Below are 12,280 nucleotides of genomic sequence, written 5' to 3' on the forward strand. Positions count from 1 at the left end.
GTCCGGAGCTGCGCCCGGGACCATGGCCTGGCGGGCGGAGTCTCGAGCTGATGCGGCTTTGGCGGGCGGAGTCTCGAGCTGGGGCGGGCGGTCGGGCCCAGTCGCGGTCGGTCAGGTCGGTCAGGTCCTGACGTCGTGCGCCTGGCAGTCGCGCCTCCGGCTAGCGGTGGCGGGTCGGCTGATGGCGAACGGTTCGGGTCATCGCGGCTGGCTGCGTGCATCGGGCCACGGGGCTGGGCCCGCTCGAGCCGGGCGGATTGGGCAATCGTCATGCGGGCCGGGCATTTCCGGGCGGACTCCGAGTCGCCGGAGCGGGCGGGTCGCGGGCCCGTCCGGTCGCGGAGTCGCGCGACGGTCGTCGGCGGTTCGGCCGCGCGATCACTCCGTCTGGCGAGAGCGTCCTTAAGGAGTCGCGTGAACGCGTCCACGGCGGTCGCATCGGGCCCATCGCTGCCGACGCGACTTTTCCGCACGCCCCAAGCCCCGAACTTGCCCGCAACAATCCCACGTTCGCCCCCGACAGCCCGTTTTTATGGTCGAGCAGCGATTGTGCGGCATCCCCCGGGGCTTGCGGCAAGCCCCGGGGGATGCTATATCTTAGAAAGGGCGAGGGAAATCATTTTTTCACCAGTGCGCGCAATCCCGCGCGATTCACGGCTGCTCCGCCGGCACCCAGTTGCGCACCGTCGGCCGATAGCCCTCCGGCTTGTCGCCCACCTTCGCGCCGGGGTTGATCAGCCACGACTGGTAGTCCGGCGTGAACATCCGGTACGGCCCGGCAGGCGGCACCTCGCTTGCGCGGTCCAGGGTGTCGCGCAGGTCGGCGGGCAGGGTGAAGTCGAGCGCGTGCAGCGTCGCGTCCAACTGGTCCGCGCTGCTCGCCCCGACAATCGCCGACGCGATGCCCGGCTGCGTCGCGACCCAGTTGATCGCGACCTGCGCCATCGTCACGTTCAGCTCGTCGGCGACCGTCTCGAGCGTCTTCAGCAGTTCCCACTGCTGTGGGGTCCAGGTCCCAGCAGCACCCGTCAACCGTCCGTCGCCGCTCAGGCCAGCCGACGAACTGCGGTATTTGCCGCTCAGAAACCCGCTTCCGAGCGGGCTCCACGCGGTGATTCCCAGTCCCAGCTCCTGGCCCGCCGGGACGTGCTCGGTCTCGATCGTCCGCTCGATCAGCGAATACGGCAGCTGAAGACTGATCATCGGCGGCAGCGAATGCGCGTCGGCGAGCGTCTGCGCGCGGCTCGCGTACCACGCTGGCACGTCGGACAGCCCGGCGTACCGGATCTTCCCTGCCCGCACCAGATCGTCGAACGTCCGCAGCACCTCCTCGACCGGCGTGATCCGGTCCCACGTGTGCAGCAGGAACAGGTCGAGATAGTCGGTGCCCAGCCGCCGCAGCGACGCCTCCACCGACCGGATCATGTGCTTGCGGCCGTTGCCGCCCGCGTTCGGATCGCCCGGGGCGACGCTGTTGGTGAACTTCGACGTCAGCACCAGCCGATCCCGCTCGCCCGTCTCGGCGATGAACTTTCCGAGCAGCCGCTCGCTCTCGCCCGCGGTGTAAAAGTCCGCGGTGTCGATGAAATTGCCGCCTTCCTCGACGTACTTGCGGAAGATCGGCCGCGCTTCCTCCTCGGATTTCCCGTAGGCCGCGTGAAATCCGTCAGTGCCGAAATTCATCGTCCCGAGCGCGAGCCTGCTGACCCGCAATCCGGACCGTCCGAGCAGGTAATACTGGTCAAGAGACATCGGGGTCATCGCTCCGTTCCCGAAAACACGCGCGGGCCGCGCCCGCCTGGCCCGGCCAGGGTGCCTCCGGAAAAATGGACCAGCAAGTCCAATCTCCTGGGAGCCGCCGCGGGGCGAAGAGCCGCTCGAATGTCCGTGAGGGGAACCCTGAGGGACTCTGATTCCGTCAGGGTTCCCCTCATGGACACCAGCGGGAGCGGAGGAAGCTGCGCGGTCCGGCCGGTGTTCCGCGACGTCGCGCACCACGGCTGCTGAGCGAACCTCACCGGGACGTACGCTGCAAGACATGCCGTCGAACATGATCAGCCTCCGCGGTGTGCGCACGCACAACCTCGCCGACGTGGACGTCGACATTCCGAAGCACCAGCTCGTCGCGGTCACCGGCGTATCGGGGTCTGGCAAGTCGTCGCTGGCGTTCGCGACGCTGGCCGCCGAGTCGCGGCGGCAGCTGTACTCGACGATGCCCGCGTTCGTCCGGACCAAACTGCCGCACGATCCGGCTCCCGAGGCCAGCTCGCTGAGCGGGCTGACCACCGTCGTCGTGGTGGACCAGCGGCCGCTCGGCACGAATTCGCGGTCCACGGTCGGCACCGCCACCGAGGTGTGGACGATGCTGCGGATGCTGTTCTCCCGCTTGGGCGAACCGTCCGCGGGGTACTCGCCCGCCTACTCCTTCAACGATCCGTCCGGCATGTGTCCGGCCTGCGCGGGGCTCGGCACGGTCACCGACATCGACGGCGAGCGGATGATCGACCGCAGCCGTTCGCTGAACGACGGCGCGATGGTCTTCCCCAGCTTCGCGGTCGACAGCTGGATCTGGAAGCGCTATGTCTACTCGGGATTCTTCGACAACGATCTGCCGTTGCGGGAGTGGCCTGAGGAGCTGGTGCAGTTCCTGCTGCACGGGCCGACGCAGAAGCCGCCGAATCCGTTGCCCCGCTTCCCGGCCAGCGCCAAGTACCAGTCGATGGTGCCGCGGATCCGGCGGCTGCTGGTCGAACGCGAGGCCAAGATGGGGCCGGCGGTCCGGGCGGCGCTGGCCGACGTGACCCGGCAGCGGCCGTGCCCGGACTGCGGCGGCAGCAGGCTCGCTCCGGCCGCGCGGGAGAGCCGGATCAACGGTTTGTCCATTGTGGACCTCGGGTATCGGGACGCGGCGGGATTGCTGGAGTTCTGTGCCGGAGTGGAGCACGAGTGGGCGCGGCCGCTGGTGGCGGCACTGCGGTTGCGGCTGGAATCGATGATCACGCTCGGCCTCGGCCATCTGCACTGCTACCGCGCGACGCCGACGTTGTCCGGCGGCGAATCGCAGCGGCTGAAACTGGTGCGGCACTTGGGATCGAGCCTCACCGACCTCACGTACGTGCTCGACGAACCGACGGACGGGCTGCATCCCGCCGACGTCGCGTCCCTCGTTGATGTACTACGGCGGCTGCGTGATCACGGCAACACGGTGCTGGTGGTGGACCACCACGAAGCGGTGATGGTCGCCGCGGACCACGTGATCGACTTGGGCCCGGGAGCGGGAGAAGCTGGCGGACGCGTGGTGTTTCACGGTCCGCCGGCGAAGTTGCGGAAGGCGGACACGACGACCGCGCGGGCATTGCGCACCGGCGTCCGGCTCAAGGACACGCTGCGAGAACCGACCGGCTGGCTGCCGTTGCGCGGGCTGGACCGGCACACCCTGCGCGACATCGACGTCGATGTGCCGACGGGCGTGCTCACGGTGATCACCGGGGTGGCCGGGTCCGGGAAGTCGACGCTGGCGGGCGAACTCGCCGAGCGGCACCCGCGGTTCACGGTGGTCGATCAGAGCCAGATCGTCGCGACGTCGCGGTCAACGGTCGGCACCTGGCTCGGGCTCGCCGAGCCGGTGCAGCGCGCGTTCGCGGAGGCGAGCGGCGAGTCGCCGAAGCTGTTCAACCCGCGTTCGCAGGGCGGGTGCCCGGCCTGTCGCGGCACCGGTGTCCGGCGGACCGACCTGGCGTTCCTCGAGGACGTCGACACGCCGTGCGAGGAGTGCGACGCGACCGGATTCCGCCGGGAGGCACTGGAAACGCGGCTCGAAGGACGGACTGTGCTGGAGGTCCTGGGCACGCCGGTGTCGGCGCTGGCCCGGTATGTGCCGCATCCGGACGTGGTCCGGCTGGCCGCGCTGCTCGGCGAACTGGGACTCGGGCACCTGGCGAGCGGCCGCACGCTCGACACGCTCTCCGGCGGCGAGCGGCAGCGGCTGAAACTCGCCCGCCAGCTCGACTCGACCAGCGACGACCTCCTCGTCGACGAACCCACCGCGGGCCTGCATCCGAGCGACACCACGCGGATGGTGGCGCTGCTGGACCGGCTCGTCGACGAGGGCCGGACGCTCGTCGTGGTCGAGCATTCGCTGCACGTGGTCGCCGCAGCGGACTGGGTGCTCGACCTCGGCCCCGGCGCGGGCGAGAACGGCGGCCAGGTGCTCTACACCGGGACGCCGAAGGGGCTCGCCGAGCACGACGGCGCTACGGGGCGGTATTTCCGGGCGGCGCTCGGCGGATAACGGCGACCCTGCTTTCACGCTTCGCGTGCGAGCGCGCGGGGGTGTTCCTCGCGCGCTGGTCCGGCCCGCTGGTTCCGTGAGGGCCACCTTCACGGACTCTGAGTCCGTCGAAGTTCCCCTCACGACCCGCGACCCGGACCCGTGACCCGCGACCCGGACCCGTGACCCGCGACCCGGACCCGCGACCGCGATCCGCGACCCACGAGGCGAGAGGCGTACGGCGTGCGGCAGGGGAGCGCGCGGGAAACCGTGCGGTGCAGGGCGCGCGGGAACCTAATGCGGAAACCGCCGCGCCCCCGCGCCGCCCTGGCCGAGGACGTCGTCCGGATTCGAGTACGGGCAGGATTTCAGCGACAGGCACCCGCAGCCGATGCAGTCGGTGAAGCGGTCCCGCAGCGCGGTCAGCTCCTCGATCCGGGCGGTGAGGCGGTCGTGCCAGCGGCGGGAGATGCGCTCCCAGTCGCGTTTGGTGGGGATGCGCTGGTCCGGCAGTTCGGCGAGCGCGTCCTTGATCTCTTCCAGCGACACCCCGACGCGCTGCGCGGTCCGGATGAAGGCGATCATGCGCAGCGTGTCGCGGCGGTACTCGCGCCGGTTGCCGCTCGTGCGCCTGCTCGCGATGAGCCCGCGGCTCTCGTAGTAGTGCAGCGTCGGGACGCTCACGCCGGCGCGTTCGGCGATCTGTCCCGGCTTCAACCAGACGACCTCGCGCGTGATCTGGGGCATGGCAGCTCTTTCCGTGCTTGACATCAAGTCCGCTTGATGAAGTCCACTGTAAGCACCGCCAGGAAGGCGGCGGTGATCGCGCGGGAAAGGGATTCTGTGACGACTACGACCCTGCGGGTATGGGCCGACGTGCTGTGTCCGTGGTGCTGGATGGGGCATCGCCGCCTCGCGCAAGCGATCGCGGAGTCCGGCGTTCCGGCGCGGATCGACCATCGGAGTTTTCTGCTGGCGCCGGAAGGTCCTGGCCCGCGGCGGCGGCGGATCGGCGAGGTCGCCGCGGTCGAATGGGGGATCAGCGAGGCGGAATGGGGACGCCGCCGGGACCGGATCGAACAGGCGGGGCGCGCGGACGGGCTGACGATTCGCATGGACACCGCGTGGGCGCTCGATTCCCGGCCCGCGCATCGCGTGCTCAAGCTGGCCGCCGCGCGAGGACTCGCCGAAACTCCTGCGTGGGAAGCCATGTTCGCCGCGCATCTGCGGGACAACCTCGATGTGGCGGATTGGACTGTGCTGGCGGACTTGAAGACCGGATTGGAGCGTGACGACGTGCTCGCGCTCGGCGAGAATGAGGACTACGTGACGGAAGTGTTGGCGGATCACGAAGAAGGACAGTCGCGCGGGATCCATTCTGTGCCAACGGTTGTGCATGGCGACCGACTTCTCGCCGGGGCGCGCAGCGTCGCGGAACTGACGGAATTCGTCCGGTCGGCAGCGAAGGCGGTGGCGTGATGTCCGGGATTCCGACGGTGATGCGTGCTGCCGCGATCGACGAGTTCGGGCCTGCTGAACGGCTGACCGTCCACAAGTTGCCGACGCCGGTCGCGGGGCCGGGAGAAGTGCTGGTGCGCGTCGAAGCTGCTGGTGTTCAGCCGACCGACGTCGCGATCCGGGACGGTTGGACGCCGCCGGGGGCGACCATCGAATTCCCGCAGATTCTGGGCAATGAGTTCGCCGGGACGATCGTCCAGGTCGGCGCTGGGGTGACTGAATTCGAGACAGGACACCAGGTTGCCGGGTTCCGGGTGCTGGGCTGTTACGCCGAGTACGTCAGTGCGCCAGCCAGTCAAATGACTCTCAAACCGGAGAAGGTCGATTGGCTGACAGCGGGAGCGTTGTCCGCGTCCGGACAGACGGCGCACACTGCGTTGGAGCGGCTCGGCGCACGGTCCGGCGAGACGATCCTGATTCACGGCGCGGCTGGTGGCGTCGGCTCGATGGCGGTCCAGTTGGCGCGTCACCGCGGCCTGCGCGTGATCGGGACGGGCAGCGCGCAGAATCAGGAATATCTCCGCGCGCTGGGTGCCATACCAGTGATATACGGCGAAGGCGCAATCGACCGCCTACGGGAAGCTGCTCCCGGTGGTATAGACCTCGCTTTCGACACGGCCGGGCACGGAAGCCTGCGCACCTCAGCGGAGATCGTGGCTGATCGCGGCCGGATCGGGTCCATTGTGGAGCCAGCGTTGGCCGCGGAACTCGGCGCACAGTGGATCACCAGCGACCGGTCCGCCCGGCGGCTCCGCGAGCTGCTTGACCTGTGCGCGCGAGGCGAACTGCGGGTCACCGTCCGGGCGGAGTACCCGCTCGAGGACGCTGCGAGCGCCCATCGCGAGGTGGCCGTCGGGCACGGTCGCGGCAAGGTAGTGCTGCGGACGAATTAAATCGGTGGACGGGGTCGTCAGGCGCCGTTATGGTTCGCCACGACCGTGACTCGACACCGGGAGGTGAGCCCCATGAACGCTGTTTCGATGTGGGTGCTCCCCGTGTCGTCACGGTCGGGCGACTGACGTAGGGGTTGCCAGGAGCGCCTTGAACAGAAGGCACTCCGAAAGGTGACCATCATGGACACTGTGCGTTTCACCGCGGGCGAACCCGCGGTGAGCATCACCCGGGCCGAACCCGGACTGTGGCAAGCGCTGGACGACGGCAAGCTGGCCGGTCGCGGCGAGGCCACCACCCGCCCCGACGGACGGGTATTCCTGAGCATCGACGCCTGGCACCGCTCCGTCTTCGACCAGCTCGCCCGCGAAATGCTGGCCGCGCTGCCGGACCCGCTCCACACCGTGGTCGACGAGACCGACCGCGAACTGCTGGACGGCTGGCAGCAGGCCGGTCTGACGATCCGCCGGCGCGAGTGGGAGTACGTCGTGCCCACCGACCCGGGCCCGGTTGTCCCGCCGCCGGGCGTCGCGTTCGTGCCCGCCGGATCCGCTGAAGAGGGCCCGTTGCGGGAACTCGACCGCGTCATCCGAGCCGAGGTCGAGGCGACCGTCGGCTGGTCGGAAATGCCAGCCGAGGTGCTGCCGCGCCCGGCTGGCGACACTGTCGTCGATCCGTCGAAGTACGCCGTCGCTGTCGAGGACGGCGAGTACGTAGGCCTGATCCGCGTGGTCCAGGTGACACGCCTGCCCCGGATCGGGCTCATCGCCGTCCGGGCGGATCGGCAACGCCGCGGCATCGCGCGCGGGCTGCTGCTTCATACGCTCGACGTCCTGCACCGAGCGGGGATCAAGACAGCGTCGGCCGAGGTGAACGAGGCGAACGCGGCGGCGACGGCCCTGTTCGAGGGCGTCGGCGCGCGGCGGGCGAACAGCACGGTGGAGTTGATGCGCCATGGCCGGTAAGGGCGGGATCGAAGTCGAGGGAACCGTGGTCGAGTGCCTGCGCGACGCCCGGTTCACCGTCGAACTGGCGAACGGGCACCACGTGCTGGCCCACATCAGCGGCAAGATCAGGAAGAACTTCATCAAGATCGTGCCGTATGACCGGGTTTTGGTGGAATTGAGCCCGTACGACCTCGACCGGGGCCGGATCCTGTTCCGGTACCGGAACTAGTCCGGCCCGTCCTTGCGGTCCCGGCCGGGACCGCAAGGACGGTCAGCTCGTTTTCGCGGTGGCGAGCCTGGTCAGCGCGTCGCATTTGCGGCCGAAGTTCGCCACGATGTCGGCGCCGATGATCCGCACCATCATCGCCCGCAGCGGGGTGTCGAGGACGATGCGCTGGGTCAGCTCGGCCCCGCCGGGGACGGCCGCGACGCTCAGCCGGAGGTCCATCCTCCCGAGCGGAACGGGCTGGCGGAGCGTGAACTCGTGTCCGGGCCGCCAGCTCGTGAAGGTGAAGTCCTTCGCGATCTTCGCGTGCACGCTGCCGCGGAACCCGCCGCTGGGGTAAAGGAATCCGGTCGATCCGGCAGCGATCGGCCCGTGCAGGACGACGCGCGCGACGTCCGGGTCCCAGCGCGGCCAGTTCTCGACGTCGGCGAGGACGTCCCAGAGCGCGGCCGGGTCGACGGCGAGGGTCCGGGCGGAGGTTTTGTCCCAAGTCATGCCCCCGAAGATATACGGAACTGTCAGTCTCGTAAACTGTCCGCTATGACGCACAACCGGCGCGGACGACCGCGGGAGCAGGGGATCGACGAGGCGGTGCGGACCGCGGTCAACGAACTGCTGGAGGAGGTCGGCTACCAGCGGTGCACAGTCGACGCGATCGCCGCGCGCGCCGGGGTCGGCAAGGCGGCGCTCTACCGGCGCTGGAAGTCGAAAGCAGAACTCGTGTTCGCGGCCGTCGTGCACGACGACGCACTGGCGCCGCCGCCCGACACCGGCACCCTGCGCGGTGACGTGGCAAGCGTTCTCGCCGACATTCAGTCCGCTTTGGACGGACCGCAGGTGCGAAACGCATTGCCCGGCCTGCTCGCCGACCTCCGCGCCGAAGACGCCCCCACCGCCCGGCTCGGCGAGCTTTTCCTGATCCGGGAACGTGCCTACCTGGTCGAAGTGCTGGACCGCGCCATCGCCCGCGGCGAACTCGTGCGGCGACCCGAAGTGCCCGCAGTGCACGCGATGCTACTCGGCTCAGTTTTCGCGTGGCTGCACCTTCTGCGCGAAGCGGTGCCGCCAGGCGGCCTCGCCGACGCACTCGCCCCCGGCTTGTACGGTGCCATTATCGAGCTGGGAAAGTGATTTTCCCCCGCCGCCGCAACGGATCCCGCGCTCACCGCCGAGGTCGCGGCGAAGGCTTACGACGGGATAGCTCGTCCGCGATTATCGCGTCCAGACGGCTGTTCGCACTGCGAAGCACGCGGTATCCCCGGTATGCCACCACGATTACCGCGGCAGCGACGACCGCGGCGATCGACAGGACCGGCCCGTGCGAAATCAGGGTGTCCCGGTAGACGCGGGCGAGATACCCCAGTCCGAGCCCGGCGGCGAGAGCATCGAGAAGCGCGAGCGGAACCCGTCCTGGGATGGGCATGGCGGTCTCCTCTCGGGACCCGACCCCAGCAATCTAGGCGACCGGAGGCTCTCGCGAGCGTTCCCGACCCGATCGGCCTACACTCCCCGGCCCGCGCGGGCCCTGTGCTAAGTTGACCTGAACTGGGGGGATCGACCTGCGGAAGCGAACCCAGGGGCCGGTAGCTCAGTTGGTTAGAGCAGGGGACTCATAATCCCTTGGCCGTCGGTTCGAGCCCGACCCGGCCCACTCTGCCTTCCCTTTGCTTAGGGTGTGACCTGCTGAAACGGTCTCGTGAACGATCTTGAACCGAGGTCTCGCGGGAGCGCCGGAGACGAGTTCGGCGCTGGCAACCCAAGGGATTGTTCGAACAAGCCGGTTTTCCTGACCGCCGTTGAGGCGTCTGTGGAGGCGCTCGAGCCCGATGGCATCTCGATGCTGACTCCGGAGATCGACGGCGGGAGCTGGAGCGGTATTCCGACGTTGAAGGCACTGCGGGCCACTGCGAAACTGGCGAAATGAGCAAGGAGTTGATCATCAGCCCTCGCAGTGGGCGAGTGAGAGCGGAGTTGGCCGACGCAGGTGCCTGGAGTTCGTACGCGGCAGCACTGCGCCAGGTGCTCGGAGCGGTGATCGCGAAGAGCGGCACTGGCTTTCTGGAGGTCGGCGAGCTGCTGGTGAATGAACCCCTTCCGGACAGGCACCTCGGCCTTCGCAACGGCGCGGAGGTCCATTTCCCGCAGGCGATTGACCTTGTCGAGGGAATGGCAGCGGGGCGCGGACCGTATTGTCGGCTTTCCGTCCCGGGGCGGCTTCAGATCGAGTCGGGATGGGACGGGGCGATACACCTCACCATGACGCGAGCGGTTGCCGCTGATCTGGCGAGACTCCGTTGCCAGGACGCGATTCTCCAGTGGCGCGACGCAGCTCCTGAGCCCACGGCGATCTTGAATCCTGTTGGTGCCGTAGCGGACGAGAACTTTTGGGAGACGGTGGCGAAGGTCTCCGAGCGCTTCACGTTGTTGTGCGAGCGCTGGGCGTACGGTGCCTCCGGGTGCCGATGGTTCCGCGTAAGCCGGGAGAATGTAGCCGAAGTGGCCCGACTCATGCGACCGCGTTCACTGGTTTGCGTGATAAGCGATCCGGCATTGCAACCCAGGCCTGAGCTAGTGGAGGACGACTTCACGGCCTTCGTAGCCCCATTGCTGCCCGGTGAGTTGTCCTATCGGGCCTACCCCGGTGGCGTCGATACGCTTTCCGCGGTTACGGGTGCGGGTTTCTCCCTCATGCTGGCGGACAGAGTGATGGGCGATTGGTGCGCCGTGGTGCCGGACTTGGACGGGGTGAACAGGGCGCAGTGGGAAAGCCCAGGGTGGCCGTAGTTCGATTGCCCGCACTCATGCGCCAACACTCGGAGTGAGCCGGGCGGGATGTTCCGAAACTCGACCGCTCCCGTCCCCGCCGCCGGAATCGTCTCCGGACAGCTGAACGCGATCAGCGCGGTCGTTGACCCTGCTGGCGCCAGAGTTCCGCGGCAGTGATCGGCTGCTGCCCGGGCGGGCTCCGGTCAGCGAACCCCGTTGAAGTTGACGCGCAGGGTGTAGACCGAACTGGACGCGGTGATGAACAGTTCGTTGCGGCGCGGTCCGCCGAAGGTCAGGTTCGAGCAGATCTCGGGCATCAGCAGTTTGCCGATGCGGGTGCCGTCCGGTGCGAAACAGTGCAGGCCGTCGTGGGCGGCTGCCCAGACTCGTCCGGCGGTGTCCACTCGGAGCCCGTCGAAGGCGCCCTTGTCGCAGGTGCCGAACACCTCGCCGCCGGTGAGCTTGCCGTCGTCGGTGACGTCGAAAACCCTGATGTGGCTGGGATTCTGCCGCGTGTCCGCGATGTAGAGCTTGCTCTCGTCGGCGGAGAAGGCCAGTCCGTTGGGCCGTTCGAAGTCGTCCGCCGCGATCCGGACCTCTCCGTCCGCCGGGTCGACCCGGTAGACGTGGCAGGCGCCGATCTCGCTTTCCGCTTGGCAGCCCTCGTAGTCGCTGTCGATGCCGTAGCTCGGGTCGGTGAACCAGATGGACCCGTCGGACCGTTCGACGACATCGTTGGGGCTGTTGAGCCGCCGGCCGCGATAACGCTCCGCGAGCACGGTCACGCTGCCGTCGGGCTCGGTGCGCGTGACGCGGCGGTGGCCCTGCTCGCAGCTGATCAGCCGACCCGCGCGGTCCCTGGTGTGGCCGTTGGCGTAGCCCGAAGGCTGCCGGAACACGCCGACCTGGCCGGTGGTCTCGTCCCAGCGCAAGGTCCGGTCGTTCGGGATGTCGCTGAACACGAGGTACCGGCCGGCCGGGAAGTAGACCGGCCCCTCGGTCCAGCGGCACCCGGTGTGCAGCCGCCGCATCCACTCGTCGCCGTTGCAGCGCGCGAACCTCTCGTCCAGCACCGCGAACTCAGTCTTGATCGCGTCCACTGACTACCCCCAGTATCTGAATGTCATCTCGCATCCAGCTTGTCTTGCCGAACCTGGTATCGTCAAGCTGTGGATGACTTGGATCGCGGACTTCTCGCCGAGCTGCAGCGCGACGCCACCCAGGCCTACGCCGCGCTGGGGCAGGCCGTGGGACTGTCCGCGGGCGCCGCGCACGAGCGAGTGCGGAAGCTGCGCGAACAGGGCGTCATCCGGCGGACCACCGTCGACGTCGATCCGTCGTCGGTCGGCCGGGGCGTGGCGGCGTTCGTGCTGGTGGAGGCCAACGCCTGGATGGGCGACTCGCCGACGAGCGAAGCGATCGAGGCGCTCCCCGAGGTCGTCGAGGCGCATGTCATCGCGGGCCCGGCGGCCCTGCTGGTGAAGATCCGCACGTCGACTACGGAGGAGCTGCAGGCATCGCTTCGCCGCCTCTACGCGATCGATGGAGTTACGAGCACCCAGGCGATCGTCGTCCTGGAGACCTTCTTCGAACGTCCGCTCGACACTGCCTCCGGGATCGCCGGACAGTAAACCCGCGGCGCGCAGGACCGTGCCGCCCAGC

General features: G+C 68.6%; 13 protein-coding genes and 1 tRNA gene. 9 read left to right on the top strand and 5 right to left on the bottom strand.

What is annotated here, in order from left to right; all coding sequences use genetic code 11:
* Nucleotides 1-651 precede the first annotated feature (651 nt).
* A complete protein-coding gene (locus AB5I40_RS41965; RefSeq protein WP_370935748.1) occupies nucleotides 652-1,752 on the bottom strand; it encodes an aldo/keto reductase in 1,101 nt (366 codons plus the stop codon).
* Between the two features lie 286 nt (nucleotides 1,753-2,038).
* Between AB5I40_RS41965 and AB5I40_RS41970 the strand changes: the two genes are divergently transcribed.
* Nucleotides 2,039-4,291: an ATP-binding cassette domain-containing protein gene (locus AB5I40_RS41970; protein WP_370935749.1), complete on the top strand. Its 2,253-nt coding sequence runs from the start codon at nucleotides 2,039-2,041 to the stop codon at nucleotides 4,289-4,291.
* A 273-nt stretch (nucleotides 4,292-4,564) separates the two neighbouring features.
* On the opposite strand, the gene soxR is transcribed toward AB5I40_RS41970, so the two are convergent.
* Nucleotides 4,565-5,017 carry a redox-sensitive transcriptional activator SoxR gene (soxR, locus tag AB5I40_RS41975; RefSeq protein ID WP_344284167.1) on the bottom strand — a complete coding sequence of 151 codons (453 nt, stop codon included), beginning with the start codon at nucleotides 5,015-5,017 and terminating at the stop codon, nucleotides 4,565-4,567.
* Nucleotides 5,018-5,113: 96 nt separating this feature from the next.
* Between soxR and AB5I40_RS41980 the strand changes: the two genes are divergently transcribed.
* The 4 genes from AB5I40_RS41980 to infA all read left to right on the top strand — a co-directional run bounded on the left by AB5I40_RS41980 (nucleotide 5,114) and on the right by infA (nucleotide 7,855).
* Nucleotides 5,114-5,749 carry a DsbA family protein gene (locus tag AB5I40_RS41980; protein ID WP_370935750.1) on the top strand — a complete coding sequence of 212 codons (636 nt, stop codon included), beginning with the start codon at nucleotides 5,114-5,116 and terminating at the stop codon, nucleotides 5,747-5,749.
* Nucleotides 5,749-6,681, top strand: coding sequence for an NADP-dependent oxidoreductase (locus AB5I40_RS41985; RefSeq protein ID WP_370935751.1), 933 nt, complete (start codon nucleotides 5,749-5,751; stop codon nucleotides 6,679-6,681). Before AB5I40_RS41980 ends, AB5I40_RS41985 begins: the two co-directional genes overlap by 1 nt.
* Before the next feature lie 180 nt (nucleotides 6,682-6,861).
* Nucleotides 6,862-7,644: a GNAT family N-acetyltransferase gene (locus AB5I40_RS41990; protein ID WP_370935752.1), complete on the top strand. Its 783-nt coding sequence runs from the start codon at nucleotides 6,862-6,864 to the stop codon at nucleotides 7,642-7,644.
* Nucleotides 7,634-7,855, top strand: a complete 222-nt coding sequence (gene infA, locus AB5I40_RS41995) for a translation initiation factor IF-1 (protein ID WP_116202922.1) — start codon at nucleotides 7,634-7,636, stop codon at nucleotides 7,853-7,855. Before AB5I40_RS41990 ends, infA begins: the two co-directional genes overlap by 11 nt.
* Nucleotides 7,856-7,897: 42 nt before the next feature.
* Here the strand turns inward: infA and AB5I40_RS42000 are convergent, their stop codons facing one another.
* Nucleotides 7,898-8,347 (bottom strand): SRPBCC family protein, encoded by a 450-nt coding sequence (locus AB5I40_RS42000; protein WP_370935753.1) that lies wholly within the window; start codon nucleotides 8,345-8,347, stop codon nucleotides 7,898-7,900.
* Between the two features lie 45 nt (nucleotides 8,348-8,392).
* On the opposite strand from AB5I40_RS42000, the gene AB5I40_RS42005 reads away from it, so the two are divergent.
* The gene (locus AB5I40_RS42005) at nucleotides 8,393-8,983 is read left to right on the top strand and encodes a TetR/AcrR family transcriptional regulator (RefSeq protein WP_370935754.1); all 591 of its coding nucleotides are present in this window, start codon (nucleotides 8,393-8,395) and stop codon (nucleotides 8,981-8,983) included.
* Between the two features lie 31 nt (nucleotides 8,984-9,014).
* On the opposite strand, the gene AB5I40_RS42010 is transcribed toward AB5I40_RS42005, so the two are convergent.
* Complete coding sequence (locus tag AB5I40_RS42010; RefSeq protein ID WP_370935755.1) at nucleotides 9,015-9,275, bottom strand: hypothetical protein; 261 nt, start codon at nucleotides 9,273-9,275, stop codon at nucleotides 9,015-9,017.
* Between the two features lie 154 nt (nucleotides 9,276-9,429).
* On the opposite strand from AB5I40_RS42010, the gene AB5I40_RS42015 reads away from it, so the two are divergent.
* Nucleotides 9,430-9,503: transfer RNA gene (locus AB5I40_RS42015), tRNA-Ile, on the top strand.
* 269 nt (nucleotides 9,504-9,772) lie between these two features.
* Nucleotides 9,773-10,636: a hypothetical protein gene (locus tag AB5I40_RS42020; protein ID WP_370935756.1), complete on the top strand. Its 864-nt coding sequence runs from the start codon at nucleotides 9,773-9,775 to the stop codon at nucleotides 10,634-10,636.
* A 185-nt stretch (nucleotides 10,637-10,821) separates the two neighbouring features.
* On the opposite strand, the gene AB5I40_RS42025 is transcribed toward AB5I40_RS42020, so the two are convergent.
* Complete coding sequence (locus tag AB5I40_RS42025) at nucleotides 10,822-11,718, bottom strand: SMP-30/gluconolactonase/LRE family protein (RefSeq protein ID WP_370935757.1); 897 nt, start codon at nucleotides 11,716-11,718, stop codon at nucleotides 10,822-10,824.
* Between the two features lie 69 nt (nucleotides 11,719-11,787).
* Between AB5I40_RS42025 and AB5I40_RS42030 the strand changes: the two genes are divergently transcribed.
* Nucleotides 11,788-12,249 (top strand): Lrp/AsnC family transcriptional regulator, encoded by a 462-nt coding sequence (locus AB5I40_RS42030; RefSeq protein ID WP_370935758.1) that lies wholly within the window; start codon nucleotides 11,788-11,790, stop codon nucleotides 12,247-12,249.
* The last annotated feature ends 31 nt before the right edge of the window (nucleotides 12,250-12,280 follow it).

The sequence above is a fragment of the Amycolatopsis sp. cg13 genome (assembly GCF_041346965.1).
In the GTDB taxonomy this organism is placed as follows: Bacteria; Actinomycetota; Actinomycetes; order Mycobacteriales; family Pseudonocardiaceae; genus Amycolatopsis.

Coding starts and splice junctions, on each gene's coding strand:
- infA (WP_116202922.1), top strand. CDS start 7,634: ATGGCCGGTAAGGGCGGGATCGAAGTCGAGGGAACCGTGGTCGAGTGC.
- AB5I40_RS42020 (WP_370935756.1), top strand. CDS start 9,773: ATGAGCAAGGAGTTGATCATCAGCCCTCGCAGTGGGCGAGTGAGAGCG.
- AB5I40_RS41965 (WP_370935748.1), bottom strand. CDS start 1,752: ATGTCTCTTGACCAGTATTACCTGCTCGGACGGTCCGGATTGCGGGTC.
- AB5I40_RS41990 (WP_370935752.1), top strand. CDS start 6,862: ATGGACACTGTGCGTTTCACCGCGGGCGAACCCGCGGTGAGCATCACC.
- AB5I40_RS41985 (WP_370935751.1), top strand. CDS start 5,749: ATGTCCGGGATTCCGACGGTGATGCGTGCTGCCGCGATCGACGAGTTC.
- AB5I40_RS42005 (WP_370935754.1), top strand. CDS start 8,393: ATGACGCACAACCGGCGCGGACGACCGCGGGAGCAGGGGATCGACGAG.
- AB5I40_RS42000 (WP_370935753.1), bottom strand. CDS start 8,347: ATGACTTGGGACAAAACCTCCGCCCGGACCCTCGCCGTCGACCCGGCC.
- soxR (WP_344284167.1), bottom strand. CDS start 5,017: ATGCCCCAGATCACGCGCGAGGTCGTCTGGTTGAAGCCGGGACAGATC.
- AB5I40_RS41970 (WP_370935749.1), top strand. CDS start 2,039: ATGCCGTCGAACATGATCAGCCTCCGCGGTGTGCGCACGCACAACCTC.
- AB5I40_RS42010 (WP_370935755.1), bottom strand. CDS start 9,275: ATGCCCATCCCAGGACGGGTTCCGCTCGCGCTTCTCGATGCTCTCGCC.